18 protein-coding genes are annotated in these 20,534 nt (G+C 67.2%); 11 read left to right on the top strand and 7 right to left on the bottom strand.

The annotated features are described in order from the left end of the window. Positions 1–256 precede the first annotated feature (256 nt). Positions 257–1,489 (bottom strand): MFS transporter, encoded by a 1,233-nt coding sequence (locus VGK32_04930; GenBank protein HEY3381089.1) that lies wholly within the window; start codon positions 1,487–1,489, stop codon positions 257–259. A 181-nt stretch (positions 1,490–1,670) separates the two neighbouring features. On the opposite strand from VGK32_04930, the gene VGK32_04925 reads away from it, so the two are divergent. The 5 genes from VGK32_04925 (at position 1,671) to VGK32_04905 (ending at position 6,650) form a co-directional block, all read left to right on the top strand. Then, complete coding sequence (locus VGK32_04925) at positions 1,671–2,975, top strand: pitrilysin family protein (protein ID HEY3381088.1); 1,305 nt, start codon at positions 1,671–1,673, stop codon at positions 2,973–2,975. Beyond that, positions 2,966–4,363: a pitrilysin family protein gene (locus tag VGK32_04920; GenBank protein ID HEY3381087.1), complete on the top strand. Its 1,398-nt coding sequence runs from the start codon at positions 2,966–2,968 to the stop codon at positions 4,361–4,363. Before VGK32_04925 ends, VGK32_04920 begins: the two co-directional genes overlap by 10 nt. After that, positions 4,363–4,797: a hypothetical protein gene (locus VGK32_04915; GenBank protein HEY3381086.1), complete on the top strand. Its 435-nt coding sequence runs from the start codon at positions 4,363–4,365 to the stop codon at positions 4,795–4,797. The genes VGK32_04920 and VGK32_04915 overlap by 1 nt, the downstream gene beginning before the upstream one ends. Positions 4,798–5,134: 337 nt before the next feature. Beyond that, positions 5,135–5,989, top strand: coding sequence for a hypothetical protein (locus VGK32_04910; protein HEY3381085.1), 855 nt, complete (start codon positions 5,135–5,137; stop codon positions 5,987–5,989). A 25-nt stretch (positions 5,990–6,014) separates the two neighbouring features. Further along, the gene (locus VGK32_04905) at positions 6,015–6,650 is read left to right on the top strand and encodes a cyclase family protein (GenBank protein ID HEY3381084.1); all 636 of its coding nucleotides are present in this window, start codon (positions 6,015–6,017) and stop codon (positions 6,648–6,650) included. A 105-nt stretch (positions 6,651–6,755) separates the two neighbouring features. Here VGK32_04905 and VGK32_04900 read toward each other — a convergent pair whose 3' ends face one another. After that, complete coding sequence (locus VGK32_04900) at positions 6,756–7,931, bottom strand: MFS transporter (GenBank protein ID HEY3381083.1); 1,176 nt, start codon at positions 7,929–7,931, stop codon at positions 6,756–6,758. A gap of 186 nt (positions 7,932–8,117) precedes the next feature. Here VGK32_04900 and VGK32_04895 point away from each other — a divergent pair, with 186 nt between their 5' ends. From VGK32_04895 to VGK32_04880, 4 genes are all read left to right on the top strand, one after another. Then, positions 8,118–9,416, top strand: coding sequence for a TrpB-like pyridoxal phosphate-dependent enzyme (locus VGK32_04895; GenBank protein ID HEY3381082.1), 1,299 nt, complete (start codon positions 8,118–8,120; stop codon positions 9,414–9,416). Between the two features lie 97 nt (positions 9,417–9,513). After that, positions 9,514–10,581, top strand: a complete 1,068-nt coding sequence (locus VGK32_04890) for a 3-deoxy-7-phosphoheptulonate synthase (GenBank protein ID HEY3381081.1) — start codon at positions 9,514–9,516, stop codon at positions 10,579–10,581. A gap of 93 nt (positions 10,582–10,674) precedes the next feature. Further along, positions 10,675–11,103, top strand: coding sequence for a hypothetical protein (locus tag VGK32_04885; protein HEY3381080.1), 429 nt, complete (start codon positions 10,675–10,677; stop codon positions 11,101–11,103). 19 nt (positions 11,104–11,122) lie between these two features. Then, positions 11,123–11,947: a hypothetical protein gene (locus VGK32_04880; GenBank protein HEY3381079.1), complete on the top strand. Its 825-nt coding sequence runs from the start codon at positions 11,123–11,125 to the stop codon at positions 11,945–11,947. Between the two features lie 89 nt (positions 11,948–12,036). Here the strand turns inward: VGK32_04880 and VGK32_04875 are convergent, their stop codons facing one another. Then, positions 12,037–12,198 carry a hypothetical protein gene (locus VGK32_04875; protein ID HEY3381078.1) on the bottom strand — a complete coding sequence of 54 codons (162 nt, stop codon included), beginning with the start codon at positions 12,196–12,198 and terminating at the stop codon, positions 12,037–12,039. Positions 12,199–12,473: 275 nt separating this feature from the next. Between VGK32_04875 and VGK32_04870 the strand changes: the two genes are divergently transcribed. Together VGK32_04870 and VGK32_04865 are read left to right on the top strand one after the other, a co-directional pair. Further along, complete coding sequence (locus VGK32_04870) at positions 12,474–13,025, top strand: Uma2 family endonuclease (protein HEY3381077.1); 552 nt, start codon at positions 12,474–12,476, stop codon at positions 13,023–13,025. A gap of 111 nt (positions 13,026–13,136) precedes the next feature. Continuing rightward, positions 13,137–15,722 carry a DUF3516 domain-containing protein gene (locus VGK32_04865; protein HEY3381076.1) on the top strand — a complete coding sequence of 862 codons (2,586 nt, stop codon included), beginning with the start codon at positions 13,137–13,139 and terminating at the stop codon, positions 15,720–15,722. 13 nt (positions 15,723–15,735) lie between these two features. Here the strand turns inward: VGK32_04865 and VGK32_04860 are convergent, their stop codons facing one another. From VGK32_04860 to VGK32_04845, 4 genes are all read right to left on the bottom strand, one after another. Then, the gene (locus tag VGK32_04860; GenBank protein HEY3381075.1) at positions 15,736–16,689 is read right to left on the bottom strand and encodes a TPM domain-containing protein; all 954 of its coding nucleotides are present in this window, start codon (positions 16,687–16,689) and stop codon (positions 15,736–15,738) included. Next, positions 16,686–17,336, bottom strand: coding sequence for a TPM domain-containing protein (locus VGK32_04855; protein HEY3381074.1), 651 nt, complete (start codon positions 17,334–17,336; stop codon positions 16,686–16,688). Before VGK32_04855 ends, VGK32_04860 begins: the two co-directional genes overlap by 4 nt. A gap of 159 nt (positions 17,337–17,495) precedes the next feature. After that, positions 17,496–19,034, bottom strand: a complete 1,539-nt coding sequence (locus VGK32_04850) for an AMP-binding protein (protein ID HEY3381073.1) — start codon at positions 19,032–19,034, stop codon at positions 17,496–17,498. A 588-nt stretch (positions 19,035–19,622) separates the two neighbouring features. Then, the coding region (locus tag VGK32_04845) for a DUF4070 domain-containing protein (protein HEY3381072.1) at positions 19,623–20,534 on the bottom strand (912 nt) is incomplete at its 5' end.

Below are 20,534 nucleotides of genomic sequence, written 5' to 3'. Positions count from 1 at the left end.
GCGGGCGGGTGAGGCCAGGTCCGATGACGACCAGCCGCTGCCTCTTGGCTGACCCCGCGACCTTTCCCGCCTTCTTGAGTTCGGACGCGATCGCCATGTCGAGGAACTGTGGGGCCGGTCGCTGGCCTGCCAACTGCCTGCTCGTTTTCGGGTCATCGCTGGCGCTGCGGGCGCGCAGGCCCGCCCCGACTGGCATCGTCAGCTCCGACTGACATCGTCAGCCCCGACTGGCAGGCTCGTCGTCCGACTGAGTGCGTCAGTCTCGACTGAGACCGTCAGTTCCGACTTGTATCCGTCGTACCGCCCACGCCCCAAACACCGGCCCGGGCACGAGCGCGAGGAACACCCACTGCCAGCCAAAGAACCCCGCGAGCGTCGGGACGAGGCGGATGGTGAGCATCGTCAGCAGATAGCCGCTGCAGGTTTCGACCGTGAGCGCGGTGCCCACGTACTCCGGACGGCTGTTGTCGGCCACGAGCGCAGAGAATTGCGCCGAGTCGGCGACGACGGCGGTGCCCCAGACGGCCACGAAGAGGAAGAGCAGGAGGGGATGGCGGCCGTAGACCAGGCCCGACAGGAGTGCGCAGCACCCCGAGACCCGCAGCGCCAGGCCAGCGACCCGCGCCTTGCCGAGGCGATCGCCGGCGAAGCCGGCCATGAGGCACCCGATCGCCCCGGCTCCGACGCCGATGAACGCCACGGCGGACGCCGCGCGCGCCACCTCGGTCTGGCCGTGCGCTGCGAGGCTTGCGCCGGCGAAGGTGCCAATCCACGTCCACATCGCATACAACTCCCACTGGTGTCCGAGGTAGCCGAACACCGCGAAGCGGGTGCGGCGGTCGATGTAGACGCGGACCGCGGCGTGGGGATCGAAGCGTTCGGCCGGCGCATCGTAGGGCCCCTCATGGACGAACAGCAACACGATCAACCCGCCGACGACCGCCAGGCCGGCGGTGACGAGCATCTGCGTCCGCCAGCTTGCGGAGCCGACGAGCGACGCGAGCAGATACGGGAACGCCTGCCCGACGGTGAGCGCGGCGACGAGCACGGCCAGCGCCGTGCCGCGCCGATCCCTGAACCAGCCGGAGACGATCTTCATTCCGGTCGGGTAGACCAATGCGAGCGCGACGCCTGTCGCGAACCGCAGCGCGATGGCGGGGGTCGCGCCGTGGGTCAACGTGATCGCCGAGGTGACGACGGCACCGCAGAAGCAGCCGAGCGCGAACAGACGCCGGGTGGCGATCAGATCGGGCAGGTTCAACACCGCGCTCACCAGCGTGCCCGCCACGAACCCGCCCTGCACGGCCATCGTCAGCCACGCGGTCTGGCCGGCCGAGAGACGGAACTCGCCCACCAGCGCGCCGGTCACGGCGGTTGCCGAGAACCAGAGCGTCATGCCGAGGAACTCGCCAAGCGCCAGCAGGGCGAGCACGAGCCATGGAGAGATGGAACCGGCGCGCGCGGCGCCACCGTTCGGGATGTCGGCCAAGCGGGAATCAACTTTCTGGAGGCAGAACGCGATGATGCATCCTAAATGGAAACGGAGAAATCGAAAACGAAAAACGCCGGATGTGGGGCCTGCCTTCTCCCCTCTTCCTTCGCGAGTCTGCATTTGCAGATCGGGATCTGCCGCCGCCTGCCGACTGTGATAGCGTTGAGGGGAGACCTCGATGCAGATTCCCTTTGAGAAACACGTCCTTGGCAACGGCCTCTCGGTGGTGACACACGAAGACCACCGCTGTCCAATCGTGGCGGTCAACCTGTGGTATCACGTTGGCTCGAAGAACGAGCAGCCGGGGCGCACGGGGTTCGCGCATCTGTTCGAGCACCTGATGTTCGAGGGGTCCGAGCACTACGACCACGGGTTCTTCCAGCCGCTCCAGCAGGCGGGGGCCGTGCTGAATGGCTCGACGAACACGGACCGCACCAACTACTGGGAGGTCGTGCCGACGAGCAGCCTCGAGCTGGCGCTGTGGATGGAGTCGGACCGGATGGGGTTTCTGCTGCCGGCGCTGACGGAGGAGAAGTTCCGCAACCAGCGCGATGTCGTGTTGAACGAGCGGCGCCAGAACTACGAGAACCGTCCGTACGGCATGGCCTCGATGGCGATCGTCGCCGCGTTGTTCCCGCCGGACCATCCGTACCACTGGCTCACCATCGGCAGCCCGGAGGATCTGCGCGCCGCCAGTCTCGACGATGTCCGCGCGTTCTTCGCGCGGTACTACCACCCGGCCAACGCCTCGCTGGTGCTGGCGGGCGACATCGACACTGCGGAGGCTCTCCGCCTCGCCGACGGCTACTTCGGATCGATTCCCGCGGGCCCGGCGGCCGGGCCGATCTCGTGCACGGCCGGCCTGGTCTCGGAGATCCGTGTCGTCCTCGAAGACGCGGTCGAGTTGCCACGCCTCTACCTCACGTGGCTGTCTCCGTCCATCTTCGCGCCGGGCGACGCAGACCTCGATCTCGCGGCCGACGTCCTGGCCGAGGGCAAGAGCTCGCGCCTCTACGAAGAGATGGTCTACAGGAAGCGGTTTGCCACCGACGTGGCGGCCCTGCAACAGTCGCGCGAGCTGTCGGGCTTCTTCCAACTCGTCTCGACCGCCGCGCCGGGCCACACGCTCACGGAACTCGACGAGATGATCACGGCGGGACTCGCACGCGTCGCCGCCGATGGTCCGAGCGCCTCAGAACTCGAGCGCAGCCTTGCACAGGCGGAAGCGCAGTTCATCTATCGGGTGCAGACGGTTGGCGGCTTCGGCGGCAAGTCGGATCAGCTCAATCAGTACAACATCTTTGTTGGCGACCCCGGCTTCTTCGACCGCGATCTCGCGCGCTACCGCTCGGCCACACCGGCGACGGTGGCAGAGGCCGTATCGAGTTTCCTCGTCCGCGCACCGCGCGTGGCGGTGAGCGTCGTCCCTCGCGGCCGCCTCGATCTGGCGCTGGCCGGTTCCACCAAGGTGGTGTGCTCGTGACCATCGTCGATCGTTCGCGCCTGCCGGAGCCTGGCCCGGATCCAGATTTCCATTTTCCCGTCGTTTCCCGGCGCCGTCTGTCCACCGGCATGCACGTGTGGACGGTCGAGCAGCGCGAGGTGCCGGTTCTTTCGTTCCTGCTGATGCTGTCGTCCGGCGCGGCGAGCGATCCGGCCGACCGGCCGGGCCTGGCGTCCCTGACGGCCGATCTGCTCGACGAGGGCAGCGGGACGCGATCGGCGCTCGAGATCGAGGACGCGCTGTCGCGACTGGGCGCGCAGCTCGAGACCGAGGTGGGGTCGGATGCGACGGTGTTGTCGCTGCTGACACTTTCGCGCTTCAAGGACGCGGCCCTCGATCTGCTGGCCGAGATCGTGTGCCGGCCGCGGCTGGCTGCCGCCGACGTCGATCGCGTGCGCGACCTGCGGCTCACCCGTCTGATGCAGCTCCGCGACCTGGCCCCGGCTGTGGCCGACCGCACCCTCATCCGCGTGCTGTATCCCGACCATCCGTACGGCCACCTGCCGCTCGGCACGACCCGCTCGCTGCAGGGCCTTCGCCCCGAGGAGGTCGCCGCGTTCCACGCGACCATGTGGCGCCCGCCGGCGGTCACGCTCGTTGCAGTGGGGGACGCGACCCACCAGGAGATGTACGACGCGGTCGAGCGCGCGTTTGGGTCCTGGTCGCCGGGAGCGGCCACTCCCGCGCATCCCACCGTGCCCGAGTTGCCACCACCTCCGGACCGACCGGCCGCCAGGCTGGTGATCGTGAACCGCCCGGGGGCCGCCCAGTCCGAAGTCCGGATCGCCCAGGTGGCCGTGCCGCGACAGACGCCCGACTATCACGCACTGCTCGTGCTGAACGCGATCCTCGGCGGCCAGTTCGTCAGCCGGCTGAACATGAACCTCCGAGAGGACAAGGGCTATACCTACGGAGCGCGCAGCGGCTTCGAGTTCAGGCGGGCCGCCGGGCCGTTCGCGGTGCAGGCGGCGGTGCAGACAAAGGTCACCGCCGCCGCCGTCCGCGAAGCGATGAAGGAGATCGTCGAGATCGCCGGATGCCGGCCTGCCACCGAGCAGGAAATGTCGCTGGCACGGTCGTCGCTGACCCGCGGGTATCCTCGCGGGTTCGAGACGGCCGGTCAGGTGGCACGTGGTCTGGCGCAGCTCGCGCTGTTCGACCTGCCCGCCGAGACGTTCGAGCAGTTCATTCCCTCGATCCACGCGGTGGACGCCGCCGCGGTGACGACGGCTGCGCAGCGTCTCGACCCGGATCGGATGACGGTGGCACTGGTGGGCGACCGCGCCCAGGTCGAACCTGGATTGGCAGAACTCGGGCTCGGCGAACCGCTCGTGCTCGAACGAACGGACCTCGACGCGGACTGGTGATGACGCCGGACCTCACACCCGAGGACGCCGCGCTGGCCGCTCTGCCGCACGAGCCTCCGATGCGTCTGGTCGAGGCCGTGACGGCGCTCGTCCCGGGTCGGTCGGCGACCGGACGCCGCGTCGCGCATGCCGAGGACTGGTACTTCCAGGGCCACTTCCCGGGCCAGCCTGTCGTCCCCGCCATCATCCTGGTGGAGTTGCTCGCCCAGACCGGCGGCGTGGCCGCATGCGCCGGACAGGCGTCGCAGCCGGGCGGCCTCCGCGTCGCCGCGTTTGGCGGCTTCAAGTTTCCAGCACCCGCCGGACCCGGTGCCGTACTCGAGGCAACCGCCCGCGTCGCCGGCCGGATGGGCGGCCTCGTCAAGATCGAGGGTGAGGTCACGGCCGACGGCCGCGTAGTGGCAGCCGGCGCCCTGACGCTGGGCGGGCGCTGAGCCTCGCGGCCTCCCGGCGTCGCCGCCCCAGCTCGTCAACTCGGGCGGTCCCACGTTCCCGAATCCCCCGATGAGCTGGTCTCCGAGTTCCGGTCTCCATTCAATCGTCGTCGGTGCCAGCGAAGGCGACAAAGCGACACCAATTTCCGTAAATGGGCGACGGCCAGCCGACACATGAGCCAGTTTCCGCGGGATTTCCTTTCGCCAACAGAAGGTCGCCGCTGGTGCCGGGATTGCAGTGTCAGACCGTGGCGGCCGGCAGGCAGAAAATGCTGAGCTGGCCGCCGGTTGACCGCCTGGGTCAGGCCAGCCAGGAGATCGCCGGAGGCGATCGCGTATGTTGGTCCATGTCAACGAACTCGTTCTGGTCGGCACCGTCCACGCCGATCTCGATGGTTTCAGCCGGCTCGCCACCGTGCTGCAGGCTCTGCAGCCGTCGATCATTGCCGTCGAAACAAGCGCAGCACGCGCGAAGCTCTTCGAAGGGCAGTTCGACTTCGACCCCGACTCGATCTACCGGGATGCACAGGAAAGGTACGTCCGGACTGCCGAGAAGTATCTGGCGGATCCAGCAGCATTCGAAGCGGCCAAGCAGCGCTACGCGGGGCTCCCCGTCGATTGGGCGGTCAAGCACATCGCGGCGATGGAGGCCGGCGCGCACCTGCTGAACGCCTGCTACGGCTTCGAGCTCAAGGTGGCGATGAAGTACGCCGAGCGGCATCCCCGTACGGAGGTGTGCCACATCGACTTGCCCGAGGAGAACATCGACCCGATCCGACAGGCGATTTCACCGGAGGCCGGGCGTCCGCCCATCCAGAACCTCCGCTTCTTTGCCGGGAACCAGCCGGCCCTCGACTACGGACTCCGCGGTTTCGTGGCACTGCTGCGCGCCCTGCAAGACGGATACTACGACGAATCGGGCGGCGTGCTCCGGGAGAGATACGAGGAGAACGTCGCGAACTGGGACCGTTTCCCGGTCAACGACCACTACCGCCGGGCCGTCTACGATCCGAGGCGCGAGCCCTACATGACCGAGCAGATCAAAGTGCTGCGCCATCGCAAGCCGCAGGATCGGTGCGTCGCGATCGTCGGCGCCACCCACCTGACCGGGATTTCTCGTCTGCTGGACGGCTATCGGCACTCGTCGATTTCGCTGTTCGACGTCGACGTGCTCTGCGAACTGGCGGCGTAATCGAACCCTGTCGTACCATGGGGGGATGCAGACCGTTCTGGATCTGACGCAGACGATCGGGCCCGCGATGCCTGTCTATCCGGGAACCGAGCCCCCTGTGCTCCGCCAGGCGAACACCGTGGAGCGCAACGGGTTTGCCGAGACGCTGCTGAGCATGTACTCGCACACCGGGACGCACGTCGATGCACCGGCGCACATGCTGGGGAACGCTCCGACGCTCGACCGGCTCGGCGTGGACCACTTTGTCGGCCGGGCGTGCGTGATCGACGTATCGGGCCACACGACCATCGAAGCCTCGACGCTCACCCGGCATGCAGACCTCGTCGCCGGCTGTTCGTTCGCGCTCCTTCACACCGGCTGGTCACGCTACTGGGGGCAGGACCAGTACTTCTCGGGGTTCGCGGTATTGTCTGCCGACGCCGCGCGCTGGCTCGTCGACCAGGGCCTTCTCGGTGTCGGCTTCGACGCCATTTCGGCCGACCCAGTGGGAGCCGACGAATTTGGGAATCACCTCGCGTTCTTCCGGGCGGGGATGATCCTCGTCGAGAACCTGACCGGCCTCGACGCGCTCATCGGGAGGACGTTCCTCTTCTCGTGTCTTCCGTTGAAGTTCGAAGCGGCGGATGGGTCACCAGTGCGGGCGGTCGCGATCCTGCCCTAGCCGAATCGGCGCGGCCAGCCGATCCGCTCTGCCGTCTGTCCGCCATTCCCCGTTGGTCGCCCCCTTCGACTTCACCGACGGAGCCCCGGGATGGAATCGGGCGGATCAAGCCCGCTCGGCTTGGATCGGCTGACGGCCCACGAGAACCAGCACCGCCACGGACGCGAGCGGCAGGACGCCGCACCCCACGCAGACGGGACCGAACCCATACCCGTCGATCAGCCTGCCGAAAAGCGGCGACGCGACGGTTTGCATCAGGCCGTACGATGCGGTGAGGACCGACACGGCGAATGCGGCGTGGTCCGCGCCGAACAGGTCGAGCGGCATCGCGTAGATGTTTGCGCTCATGGCGACAGCCATGAAGAAGCTCGCGCCAATGAGCGCCGTCGCCACCGAGACATTTGGCACCCACGGCACCGCGACGGTGCAGGTGAGCAGCACAGCGCTGACGACGCAGACCCGCAGCCGGGCGGCGTAGAGCTGGTTGCCTGCACGCGCCCGACGCATCGAGTACCAGCCGCCGAAGAGCCCGCCGAGCGACGCGAACACGGGTGGGATCCACGCGAAGCGGCGATTGGCGTCAGCCGGCGAGAGGTGATGGGCGGACACGAGGAAGACGGTCGTCCAGTTCATCCAGAGACTGTAGACCATCATCATCAGAATGTTCGCGACCGCCAGGCCCCACAGCCGCCAGTCGTGCGCCAGGTCGCTCGCCGTCGCCCTCGGGGTGTCGCCGGTCGCGGTCGTCGGCAACGGCACGCGTCGAACCGTCAGGACCCAGAGGGGAATCCACGCGAAGCCGACGAGGCCGGTGGCGACGAAGGCCGCACGCCATCCGTAGGAAGCCGCCAGCCACCCGACGAAGAGCGGGGCGGCCACCATGCCGAGGGTGATGCCCACCTGGTTCAGCGCCGTGCCCATCGCACGCTCGCCGGGTTCCAGGTACACGGCGAACCCTTTGGCCGTGCCCGCAATGCCGCCCGATTCGGCCGCGCCGAGCGCTGCTCGGCACGCCAGCAGTCCCGCGAGGCCGCCAACCAGTCCGGTTGCAGCGGCAGCCGCCGACCACAGGCCAACGACCGCTGCGATGCCTCGACCCAGTCCGACGCGGTCGATCAACAGTCCGGCGCCAGGCGCGAAGACGGCGTACGTCAGCGAGAACGCCGAGACGATGTAGCCGTAGCCCTCGTTGGAAAGATGAAACTGCTCTTTGAGAACCGGCGCCAGTGCGGCGAGCACCTGTCGGTCGAGGAAGCTGAGCGCGGTTGAGAGCACGAGCACACTGGTGACGATCCAGCGCAAGGGCACCAATGGGGCGGGCCGTCTGTCGGGCGCGACGGGCGGAGGCGAGGTCACCACTGGATCCTATCACCCGCCCCAGGCGTGGTATCCTTCGACCTCCCCCACCTTGCGTTCCCGTTCGACGCCCGGTTCGCCGGGCTCCAATCAATCCCCCGAGGGGCTGTTGTGACCGACACGAAGATTACGCTGCCCGAAAACGAAATCCCGACCCACTTCTACAACATCGCGCCCGATCTGCCGACGCCCCTGCTGCCGCCGCTCCATCCGGTCACGCGTGAACCGATCGGCCCGGAGGCCCTCGCGCCGATCTTCCCGTCAGGGCTCATCGCGCAGGAGATGTCGCAGGAGCCGATGGTCGAGATTCCTGACGAGGTGCGCGACATCTACCGGCTCTACCGGCCGACCCCGATGTTCCGTGCCCGTGCCTTCGAGGAGGCGCTCGACACGCCGGCGCGCATCTACTACAAGTCGGAACACGTGAGCCCGGTGGGCAGCCACAAGCTCAACACCGCGATCATGCAGGCGTACGTGAACAAGCAGGAAGGGGTGCGCCGCCTGGCCACCGAAACCGGGGCGGGGCAGTGGGGCAGTGCGCTCTCCTGCGCCTGTCGGCTGATTGGCCTGGAGTGCATGGTCTACATGGTGCGCATCAGCTACGACCAGAAGCCGTACCGCCGCATCATGATGAAGACCTATGGCGCCGAGATCGTCGCGAGTCCCTCGAACCTGACGGCGGCCGGGCGCGCGATGCTCGCCGAGGATCCGAGCTCGCCGGGCAGCCTCGGCCTCGCGATCTCCGAGGCGGTGGAGGACGCCGCCCAGAGGGACGACACGAAATACGCGCTCGGCAGCGTGCTGAACCACGTGCTGCTCCACCAGACCATCATCGGGCAGGAAGCGAAGAAACAGATGGAACTGGCGGGCGATTACCCGGACATCCTGATCGGGTGTCACGGCGGCGGCAGCAACTTCGGCGGCCTCGTGTTCCCGTTCCTGAAAGACAAGCTGTCGGGTGCGCGCCCGGAATTGCGCGCCATCGCGGTGGAACCGACTTCGTGCCCGAGCCTGACGCGTGGTACGCGCGAGTACGATTTTGGCGACACCGCCGGGACCACGCCGCTCATGATGATGCACACGCTCGGACACCGGTTCATGCCCGCGCCGGTGCATGCGGGCGGCCTGCGCTACCACGGCTCCTCCCCGATCGTCAGCCACCTGCTGGCCGCGGGCGTCGTGCAAGCCGAAGCGTACGACCAGCGGGAGGTGTTCGAGAGCGCGGTGAAGTTCGCCCGCTCGGAAGGCACCATCCCGGCGCCCGAGTCGGCGCATGCCATCCACAGCGCCGTCCGTCACGCGCTCGAGGCGCGCGAGGCGGGCGAGCGTCGGGTTATCGTGTTCAACCTGTCCGGGCACGGGCTGTTCGATCTGGCCGCGTACGAGGCGTTCCTCGGCGGACGACTGTAGCAGGCCACGAAACGATGCCGACGTGGGCGGGGAACGAACGACGTCGAACGGTGCACGGAGAACGAGGAACGAGGAACGAGGAACGGAGACTGATGGCATGCTCAGGCCGACCGACGATCTCCGAATTCGCGACGTCCGGCCCTTGATCCCGCCGGCGATTCTGCTCGAGGAGCTTCCGCTCGGCGAGCAGGCGTCGAATGTGGTGGCCGAGGCTCGCGCCGCCATCACGAGCGTCCTCCATGGTGCCGATCCGCGCTTGATCGTCGTCGTCGGTCCGTGCTCGATCCACGACACCGCGGCCGCGCTCGAATACGCCGGTCGCCTGATGGCCATCGCGAGACCGCTCGGCGACAGCCTCGTGGTCGTGATGCGGGCCTACTTCGAAAAGCCGCGGACCGTGGTCGGATGGAAAGGTCTGATCAACGACCCCGATCTCGACGGCAGCTACCGGATCAACAAGGGGCTGCGCCTGGCGCGGCGGCTGCTGCTCGACGTGAACGAACTCGGCCTGCCGACCGGCTCGGAATTTCTCGACACGCAGATCCCACAGCACATCGCCGACCTGACGTCGTGGGGCGCGATTGGCGCCCGCACCGCGGAGAGCCAGGTCCACCGCGAGCTCGCGTCCGGCCTGTCGATGCCGGTCGGCTTCAAGAACGGCACGGACGGGGACACGCAAGTGGCGATCGACGCCCTCGTGACGGCCCGGCACCAGCACTGGTTCCCTGGCGTGACCAAGCAGGGCGTCTCCGCCATTCTCCAGACGACCGGCAACGACGCCTGCCACGTGATCCTGCGCGGCGGGGCCCAGACCGGGCCGAACTACGATGCCACCACGGTCGACTCGGTGTGCGCGCAGTTGACGGGGCGGGGACTGCCAGGCATGGTCATGGTGGACTGCTCGCACGGGAACAGCCAGCGCGACCATCGCCGGCAGGGAGTGGTTGCGGAGGATGTGTGCCGGCAGGTGGCGTCGGGATCGCGACAGATCTGCGGTGTGATGATCGAGAGCCAGTTGGTCGAGGGGCGGCAGGACTACGAGGCTGGTCGCGATCTCGTCTACGGTCAGAGCATCACGGACGCCTGCATCTCCATCGAAGACACCGCCCGGATCCTGGAGCACCTCGCCGACGCACAGCAGGTCCGCTTGCGACAGAACCCCTAGTAGCCCCCGCGGCGGCCTCGACCGAGAGGACCGCCAGGCCGCACAACGCAGACAATGATGGCCGTCCGCTGGGAACGCGAGGGAGGCTCGACGATGACGACCAGGCAGGACGGCCCGTCGCGCACGCAGCACTGGGCCAGGTTCACCCTGGTGCTGATGGCGTCCTGGCTGCTCGTTGGGAGCTCACTGCTGGTTGTCCGCGGCCTCGTGGACGTCTCGTACAAGGGTTACCACGATTGGCCCAACGCCCTCCTGGGTGTTGCAGGGAACTGGGGACTGAACGCCCTCCTGACGCCGTTGGTGGTCTGGGGTGTTCGGCTCGTCCCGTTCGAACGCGGCCGGATCGGGCCCGCGCCGGTGTGGAACGTGTTCCTGCTGGCCATCGTGAACCTCGAGCGAGTTCAGGAGTTGGTGCCCGCGTCACGGGGCGAACACTTCGTGCGCCTCACGGGGGGCATCGACCTGAAACTCACGCGCAACTACCGGGAGAGACTCGAGCAACTGCTCGGCGACCGGCTGTAGCCGGTCATCGGGGTCTACCATGCACCGAACCCGATGCGCGTTGGTGGTGTCGGGGCTGGTCGCTGTTTGCGGCTGCGGCGGACAAGCATCTGCCGTCAGCCCAAGCGTCCCACTCGAGGTGCTCTCCCTCCGGCTCGAGACGGCGCACTTCCGCGTGTGGGCGAATCACGCGACGGCGACGACGACGACTCAGATTGCCGAGCGTCTCGAGACCGAGTTCCCCCGCCTGTCCGCCGACCTGGGCGTCGCGGACCTGCCCGTCACGACGGTGGAGGTGTGGAGCGACACCGAGTCCTTCCACGCCGACATGGCGGCGAGCATCGGCCGTCGCGTCGTCGGCGCGACCGGGTATGTGGTTGGCCCGACCAACGTGACCATCCTCGACGGTGCCAATGCTGCCGGACGAACCACGCACGAACTGGCACACTGTGTTTCGCTGCGGGTGAACCCCCGGCTCGGCAACAACCCCCGGTGGCTGTGGGAAGCGGTGGCGCTCTACGAGAACGGCGAGCGCGTGGACCCGCGGACGCTCCCCTACATGCAAAACGGCAACTATCCAACACTGGCCCAGCTGAGCGGCGACTACGCCTCCAGCCTGCAGATCTACGACGTCGGTTTTGTGCTGGGCGAGTTCATCGTGGCGACGTGGGGAAGGGACGGACTGATTCGTCTCATTCAGGCCAACGGCGACCTCTCGGGTACCGTCGGCCTGACGGCGGCCGAGTTCGAGCAGCGATGGTATGCGTTTGTGACGGAGAAGTACCTGCGCGAACAGCCCGTGGTGGAAGTCGCGGCGCAGCACCGAGGGCGACGATGCGCCCAGCCGGCCAGGCGCGACGACTGAGAATATCGGGCCATATTCGAGGGAGGAGCAACGCAGCCGGGTGGGATGCAGCGTCGGCCGAATGCCGGCGGGACTTTCACCACGGGCTGTTAACGGCCGGGACGATGCGCGTTGTGACGATGTCGAAGATCCGCTGCCCCTGCCTCGCCCGCGCCAGCCTGACCGATCCACCAGGCGTAGCCGTACGACGGAGCCGGCATGGCGGCGCCCGTGGCGACCGGAACGCGGGTCATCGAGCGGAAAGTCGTCATCAGCACCTCTCACCTTCCACTGTGCCACCGCCCCTTCGGACGTGACCGAGATCACAGACGGCGGGCGCCGGGCCGCAGACGGAGGCGTCTCGGTGCAGGAGCCGGTCGATGCACGAGGCCCGCATTCGTGGATCCCAGGAGCTCGCCGCGACGTCTGACCCTTCGCGGGGGTGGGGCGGAAGCACACGGTTCAACCCGTGCTTGCATCTTCTCGGTCGACGATGGCATCGTCGTCGTCGGGGTCGAGGAAGGCAATCGCGATGAGAGGAGTGGTTGTGGCACCAGCACCGCGGATGACCGTGTCCGAGTACTTCCAAATGCCGGAAACCGTCCTGCCGGAGGAGCTGATCTTCGGCGCGGTGCGGTTGGCCGAGGCGCCGACGCCCAGGCACCAGGCGATCCTGAGGGACATCGGCCTGGCCCTGATGCTCCACTTGCGCGAGTTCCCGAACGGCCAGATCTGGTTCTCGCCGGTGGACGTGGTGCTCGACCGCCGGGACGACCTGGTCATCCAGCCGGACCTGGTGTACGTGACCATCCCGAATCTCGGGATTGTCCGGGATCGGATCTGGGGGGCGCCGGATCTCGTCGTCGAGGTGTTGTCCCCGCACCCGAGAATCGGGGATCTTGGAGAGCGCCTGACCTGGTTCGCGCGGTACGGAGTGCTCGAGTGCTGGCTGGTCCTCCAGGACGAACGCCGGATCGAGGTGATCGCATTCGAGGATCGCCAAATCGCCGACCGGCACTCGTTTCGAGAAGACGAGCCCATTCGTTCGCGCGTTCTGCCGGAGTTCGGGTCGTCGTTCAACGGCATGGTGAACGGGTGAGCGCCTGCTCCTCCGGTCGCGCCGCTGTCGTGATGGGAATCGCCGGAACCAGTACCGTTCCGGCGACAGCCTGTTTCCGTTTGAGGGTTGTTCGAGGTACAACTGAGTGTCATGGCGGCACCGCTGGGCGATTTCCTTCCTGACAATGGCGATGAGTCGAGTGACGGGCTGCTCGGACGCTTTCTCGACTACATTGCCGGCAAGAACCTCACGCTCTATCCCGCGCAGGAGGCTGCGGTCCTCGAACTACTCGAGGACAAGAACGTCATCCTGAACACGCCGACCGGATCGGGGAAATCACTGGTCGCGTCGGCGATGTTGTTCGCGGCGCTGGCGCGGGGCCAACGTGCGGTCTACACGTGTCCGATCAAGGCGCTGGTGAACGAGAAGTGGATGGCGCTCTGCCGCGAATTCGGACCCGAGCAGGTGGGTCTGTCGACCGGGGATGCCACCGTCAATCGCGACGCGCCCATTCTCTGCTGCACCGCGGAAGTCCTGGGCAATATCGCGCTCCGAGAAGGCGCCGACGCCTGGATCGACGACGTGGTGATGGACGAGTTCCACTGGTACGCCGATCGCGATCGCGGCGTGGCGTGGCAGACGCCGCTGCTGACGCTGCCCCAGGCGCGGTTCCTGCTGATGTCGGCGACGCTCGGCGACACGACGTTCTTCGAGCAGGCCCTCACCACGATCAACGGGCGGCCGACGGTGACGGTGAAGTCCACCGACCGTCCCGTGCCACTCGAGTTCGCCTACGCCGAGATTCCGCTGGCGCACACGCTGGAGAAACTCGCCGACGAGGGCAAGACCCCGGTCTACGTCGTGCACTTCACGCAAGCCGACGCGGCAGGCAGCGCGCAGGACTTCACGAGCCTGAAGATCTGCACGCGGGAAGAGAAGGCGGCGATTGCCGAGATCATCAAGGACTTCGCCTTCACGAGTCCGTACGGTTCGGAGATTCGCAAGTGGCTCAGGCACGGCATCGGCCTGCACCACGCAGGTCTGCTTCCCAAGTACCGGGTGCTCGTCGAACAGCTCGCGCAGCGCGGATTTCTGAAGATCATCTGCGGCACCGACACGCTCGGCGTCGGCATCAACGTGCCCATCCGCACGGTGCTGTTCACGCGGCTGTGCAAGTTCGACGGGCAGAAGACCGCGCATCTCAGCGCTCGCGACTTCCACCAGATCGCGGGGCGGGCCGGACGCAAGGGCTTCGACACGCGCGGCTTCGTGGTCGTGCAGGCGCCGGAGCACGTGATCGAGAACATCAAGCTCAGCGAGAAGGCGGCCCGGGACGGCAAGAAGGTCGTCAAGCGCCGGCCGCCCGACCACAACTTCGTCAACTGGGACCTGGCGACCTTCAAGCGGCTCATGGCCGCCCAACCCGAGCAGCTCGTCTCGCGGTTCCACGTGTCGCACGGCATGCTGCTCAACGTGCTCAGCCGCCGCGGCGACGGCTGCCGCGCGATGCGACACATGATCCGCGACTGTCACGAGACCGCCGCCGCGAAGAAGGCGCACACGCGTCGGGCGTGGCAGTTGTTCCGTGCGCTGGTCACGCGCCACATCGTGGAGTTCATTCCGAGAACGCCCGAGGGATCGACCTTGCAGGTCAACGTCGATCTGCAGGACGACTTCTCGATGGACCAGACGCTGTCACTCTACCTGCTCGAGACCATCCCGCTGCTCGACCCGGACTCGCCGGAATACGCGCTCGACCTGGTGACGCTGGTTGAATCGATCCTCGAGAATCCCGAACTCATCCTCAGGCGGCAACTGGACAAGATCAAGGACCGCGCGGTCGCGCAGATGAAAGCCGACGGCGTCGAGTACGACAAGCGCATGGAGGAACTCGAGAAACTCGAGTACCCCAAGCCGCTGCGCGAGTTCGTCTACACGACGTTCAACGCGTTCGCCGACCGGCATCCGTGGGTGGGCGAGGAGAACATCCGACCCAAGTCGATTGCACGCGAGATGTTCGAACAGTTCCGATCGTTCGCGGAGTACGTGCTCGACTACGACCTCGAGCGCGCCGAGGGCCTGCTGCTGCGGCACCTGAACAGCGTCTACAAGGCGCTGAGCCAGACGGTGCCCGATGGTGTGAAGACCGACCAGGTGTTCGAGATGGAACTGTACCTGCGCACGCTGATCCAGCAGGTCGACTCGAGCCTGGCCGACGAGTGGGAGAAGATGCGCGACCCGGACTACCGGCCGTACGAGCCGACCGGGCCGCGCGGCCAGGACCTCCGGCCGCCGGGCGCCGCGGAGGCGGATCGCGACATCACGCGCGACACCAAGCAGTTCACGGCGGCGATCCGAACCTCGGTGTTCACGTTCCTGCGTGCGTGGTCGATCGGGAGCCACCAGGCGGCGCTGGACGCACTCGCGAGCCCGGAGGACGCGGCGGGAGAGCCGTGGACGCCCGAGCGGCTGCGTACCGCGATCGAGGCCTACCGGACCGAGCACCAGTTGCTCCGCCTCGATCCGGAAGCGCGGAACATCCGCCACACCTACGTCGAGCCCGCCGGCGGCGGTCAGACCTTGCGCGTGCAGCAGATGCTCGTGGACCCGGAGATGGAGAACGACTGGGTGGCCGAATTCGACGTGGACCTGGCCGCGTCGCGAGACGCGGCGCGACCGGTCGTGAGGCTGCGCCGTATCGGCGTTCTGGCCGACGCCGGTGCCGTGACGAAGTAGCCGACTGACGCCTTCACCAACTTCCCGAACTGCCACCGCCCCCCGAGCTCCCACCGCCGCCCGAGAAACCGCCGCCCGATGAAAAGCCCGACGATCCGCCCGAGCCGCTGATGGTGAAGCCGCCGATGCTCGCGGTCCCCTTGCTCTTCAGGTCCTTGGCGGCCTTCTTGTACCACTCCGTTCGGGCCAGCAGGATCTTGGTAGCCGGATAGCCGATGAGGTAGGCAGCCAGCAGACCGACCGTCCCGTTGACGCCGACGACCACGATCGGGAACATCGCCCAGAACGGGATCAGGAAGAAGTACAGGAACCACCCGACGCCCGGCGTCAGCACCCCGATCACCGTGAACAGCCCGATGATCCCGAAGATGAACGCGCCAATGAGGAGACGCTGGGTCCAGGGCAGGTCCGGCCCCTTGAACAGATCCCGACTCGACGCCGCCGCCTCGGATGGAGGCGCATTCGGGACCTCGCCCGTTCCCTCGAGCCGCGCGATGAGAACACCCACGCCCTCTTCGATGCCGCGATCGTAGTTGCCCGTCTTGAACTGCGGCGTCATCACGTTGCGGATGATCTGGCCGCACATCCCATCGGTCAACGTGGGCTCGAGGCCGTACCCGACCTCGATGCGCATCTTCCGATCCTGAGGCACGACAACGACCAGCACGCCGTTGTCCTTTCCCTGCTGCCCGAGCTTCCAGCCTTCGAACACCTTCACCGCGTACTCTTCGATGCTGACGGACTGGATGGTCGGCACCGTCAGGACCACGATCTGGTTGCCGGTCGCCTGCTCGTGCGCCTTGAGGCGCTCCGACAGCCGCCCGCGGGTGTACGCCTCGATGATGTTGGCGTTGTCGACGACACGGCCCGTCAGGTAGGGGACGTCGATCGCGGCCCATGCTGCTGTTGGTGTGGCGCACAAGAGCAGCAGCGCCAACCACGCCGGGTGTCGCGGAGTCTGCCTCATGCGCCGGCCTCCTCGATGGGCAGGTTGGGCAGTTCGTTCGGGCCGGCCTCGGTCGCGCAGCATCCCTTCTCGACGAGCAGCGATTCGAGCGCGGTCAGCCCTTCCTGCAGCGCGTCAGACGTTCGGGCCCGCCGGAGGAGCGGGGTTATGCGGCCGACGAGGGCGCGCCAGTCCGCCTCGCTCACGCGCTCGTGAAGTCCGACGTCGGGCAGGACCTCGATCCGGCGCTCGAACAGGCTGATGAAGACGAGCACGCTGGTGCGTCGGCGCGTGCCAAACATCTCGTGCTTCAGAAACAGCGATTCCGCGTACTGGCGCACCTCGACGTCCCGCCGCGTCTTGCGCAGGAAGAGCCGCCCGAACGGCGGGACGAACACGGCCAGCAGCGCACATGCGGCGGCGATGCCAAGGATCGTCACGGCATGGAGGAGCGCCGTGCGGGCCGTGATCCACTCGGGGGAGGTCGCGTCGGCGATGACCACGGCGCAAGCGGCGAGTGATGCGCCCAGTGCGAACGCTTTCCAGGGCAGTTCGACGTAGGCGTCCGACTTGCCCACGATGGCCGTGACGACCTGCACGCCGGTCCGCGATTCGACGCGGGCCACCGCCGCGTCGATGGCATCGGCTTCAGCTGTGGTCAGGAACATGCCCTCAGGTTATACACCAGTTGTGGTCGCCCTCGACTCCCGCCCACGAATGCCCACTGTCGCGGCGGCTCCGGCGGCGCCGCGCGCCATCCGCGCGACGATCGAGGCGTTGTCGCGGGGTACGGAGCGCGCCCCGCTGATGAGGTGAGGGGCGGAGCGTCAGGCGCTCGCGTGAGGCTCGCGCTTTTGGACGAGATCCCGCACCATCTCCGTGATCCTGCGGAAGTCCAGCTTCCCGCTGCTCATCTTCGGCAACTCGGGCAGTATGACGAACTGCTTGGGAATGGCAATCCGGGGCAACGATTCGGTCATCTGGGACAGGACGCTCCGCTCGTCCACCTGTGCCGTCACGGCCGCCACGATCCGCGCGCCGCGAAGGGCGTCTGGCACCTCGACGACGCAGCACGCGCAGTCGTCGGGCAGGAACTTCTCCAGCACGTCCTCCACCTTGACGAGCGACACCATCTCGCCCGCCACCTTCAGGAAGCGGCGCAGGCGCCCGACGTGCCACAGGTAGCCGTCATCATCCTGGTAGCCCATGTCGCCCGTGTCGTACCACCCGTGGCGGATGTGAAGGGCCGTCGCCTCGAAGTCGTCGAAGTACCCCTTCATCACGCTCGGGCCCTTGACGAGCACCTTGCCGATCTGATTGACCGCGCACGTCTCGCCCGTGTCGTAGTGTTCCAACCGGACCTCGACGTTGGGCAGCGGCTTGCCGACCGACCCGGGCCGGTTGTGCTGCGGTGTATTCACCGAGATGACCGGGCTCGTCTCGGTCGCCCCATAGCCCTCGAGCAGGATGATGCGGTGTTTGTCCCAGTAGCCGCGTCGGAGCGGCTCGGGGCACTTGTCGGCGCCCGCTATCATGAGGCGGACGGTTCGGAAGTCGCCGGGATCGGACTTCTGGAGGTACCCCGCGAGGAACGCCGGCGTGCCGACCATCACGGTCACGGCCTCGTCGCGGATGGCGCCGCAGACGGACTTGAACTCGAGCGGGTTGGGGCACGTGACGATCGTCATGCCCCGCTCGACCGGCAGCCACAGGTTGACGGTGAGGCCGAAGACGTGGAACAGCGGCAGGTTCGCCAGCATCACATCGTCGGCGCCGAAATCGAGCACCTGGGCGATTGCCGTCAGGTTGGCCGCGATGTTGCCGTGCGTCAGCGGGACGGCCTTTGGCTCCTTCTCGCTGCCGCTCGTGAACAGGATGACCGCATTCTCGTCCTCCCTGCGCCGGCGCAGCCGGGCGACGATGCGGTCGGCGGACGCCGACGCGCGGAGGGCGCCCCGCACCTTGTCGAGGACCGAGACGTTCCGGGCCAGATCCTCCAGGCACACCATCCCGTCCACGACCGGACACTTGATCCGATCCAGCAGTGTTCGTGACGTGAGAATCGTCCGGAAGGCGAGGCGACGCTGGGCGTCCAGGCAGTTGTCGGCGGCGCCGGTCGAGTAGTTGATCATCACCGGCGTGCGGCCGCTCAGGAGCACGGCCAGCATCGCGTAGATGCAGCCGCCGCTGGTCGGCACCATGATGCCGACGAACCCCTCGTCGAACGACTTGAGCTTCTCGGCGAGGATCAGCGAGCGAAGCAGGGCGGCCTTGTACGACACGCGCTGGTTGGTGGCGCGGTCGACGATCGCCACCTTCTTCTCGTACCGCTTCGCGGTTCTGACGAAGAGCTCGTCGAGGCGCACGCCAGTTCCTTTCGATCCCGCGCGCGGATCCCATGCCGGCCGACAGCACTCCTGGCCTTCGCTCAGGGCTAGCCTCTTTCGGAACGGTCCGATCCTAGCATGAGTGCGCGACGGCAGAAGAAGTGTGAGGCTGCTCCACGCGCAGTGAGCCAAAGCTGCCCGAGGACAATGCTGTGCCGGGCTGGACGCGCACCACCACACCTCGCCACTTCGGGTTGGCCAACCTCTGGGAGTACATCGACGGTGGCGCCGAGGCCTACCTGGGATTCGACTTCCAGGAACTGCTGACGGTCGATTTCACTCACGCAACACACGGTCTGAAGGTCACCGTCGATCGCTACCTGATGGCCAGCCCCCGCGGGGCCGTCGGCATGTTCGCCCGGGAGACGAGCCCGTCGGCGGAGTTCCTGCCGGTTGGCGCCGAGGGCTATCTGAGCGGCACGGCGGTGAACCTGTGGAGCGGGTCCTGCTACGCGAGGCTCGCGCTCGGCCGGAGGTCATCGCTCAGATGTCCACGCCGATCGACGACCGGGCGGATCGCCGGCAGAAAGCTGGATCCGGCCGTGAGAAGTGGTCCGGCAGCGCAGGTCAGGGAGCGGCGGGTGTGCTGGCTTCGCGCGGGCCACGCTCGTGCGTCCAGCGGCTGGCGGCTCCGGCCAGCTGCCCGGACACGGTGTGCCGGTACTCGAAGTAGTGTTCGCCAATCACGCACGCCGCGAGGTACGCCGGCACCCGTTCCGGGAACCGCGCCAGCGCCTGAGCGAGCCGGCGCAGGAACGTCCAACGCGACCGGTACAACACCGTCTGGCGGAAGAGCATGATCGCGAGCGCACGGAGTTCGCTGGCGGTCGGCATGAGGAACGCCCTCTGGAACGTCGGCGGGCGCATGCGGGCGAACTGGCCGAACGCACGCTCGATGTACGCGCCGGGCTCGTACAGGGCTTCGTAGACGTGAGCCAATTCGGCGTTGATCTCTTCGAGCGGTCTCGTCGTCTCGAAGTTGATCGACCCCGTCTGGCTTCCCAAGTCATCGCTCCACGCGGTGGGAAGCCACCGCCCCTCCCGCTCGAGCCTCTCCCACAGGCGTGTGCCCGGCCCGACCTGCAGCGGCGTGACGAACATCTCCGGGATCTGGTTCCGTGCGGCGAAGTCGATCAGCCGCTGGTCCACGCCGGGCTCCTCGTGGTCGAACCCGATGATGCATCCGGCGATGACCTGCAGGCCCGCCCTCGTGAGGATTCCGCACGCGTCGTTCAGATCGATCGCCAGGTTCTGCCGCTTGCCGCTCAATTCGAGCGACGCCGCATCGGTGCTCTCGATCCCGACGAACACGCGCTGGAACCCGGCTCGGATCATCAGGTCGAGGAGTTCCGCGTCGGCTGCGAGATTCACCGAGACCTGGGTATTCAGCTCGAACGGGTAGCCGCGCTGCTCCATCCAGGGGATCATCGCCCGCAGCAGGTCCTTGGCGCGCGTCGGGCTGCCGATCAGGTTGTCATC

This window comes from Vicinamibacterales bacterium (assembly GCA_036504215.1).
GTDB lineage: Bacteria > Acidobacteriota > Vicinamibacteria > Vicinamibacterales > Fen-181 > FEN-299.
Note: the sequence above shows the minus strand (reverse complement) of the source record. Positions and strands in the feature narration are given on the sequence as shown.

Bases quoted from the DNA above. Each gene is read 5' to 3' on its own strand.
- VGK32_04925 (HEY3381088.1), top strand. From the start codon at position 1,671: ATGCAGATTCCCTTTGAGAAACACGTCCTTGGCAACGGCCTCTCGGTG.
- VGK32_04915 (HEY3381086.1), top strand. From the start codon at position 4,363: ATGACGCCGGACCTCACACCCGAGGACGCCGCGCTGGCCGCTCTGCCG.
- VGK32_04910 (HEY3381085.1), top strand. From the start codon at position 5,135: ATGTTGGTCCATGTCAACGAACTCGTTCTGGTCGGCACCGTCCACGCC.
- VGK32_04905 (HEY3381084.1), top strand. From the start codon at position 6,015: ATGCAGACCGTTCTGGATCTGACGCAGACGATCGGGCCCGCGATGCCT.
- VGK32_04890 (HEY3381081.1), top strand. From the start codon at position 9,514: ATGCTCAGGCCGACCGACGATCTCCGAATTCGCGACGTCCGGCCCTTG.
- VGK32_04885 (HEY3381080.1), top strand. From the start codon at position 10,675: ATGACGACCAGGCAGGACGGCCCGTCGCGCACGCAGCACTGGGCCAGG.
- VGK32_04880 (HEY3381079.1), top strand. From the start codon at position 11,123: ATGCACCGAACCCGATGCGCGTTGGTGGTGTCGGGGCTGGTCGCTGTT.
- VGK32_04875 (HEY3381078.1), bottom strand. From the start codon at position 12,198: ATGACGACTTTCCGCTCGATGACCCGCGTTCCGGTCGCCACGGGCGCC.
- VGK32_04865 (HEY3381076.1), top strand. From the start codon at position 13,137: ATGGCGGCACCGCTGGGCGATTTCCTTCCTGACAATGGCGATGAGTCG.
- VGK32_04860 (HEY3381075.1), bottom strand. From the start codon at position 16,689: ATGAGGCAGACTCCGCGACACCCGGCGTGGTTGGCGCTGCTGCTCTTG.
- VGK32_04855 (HEY3381074.1), bottom strand. From the start codon at position 17,336: ATGTTCCTGACCACAGCTGAAGCCGATGCCATCGACGCGGCGGTGGCC.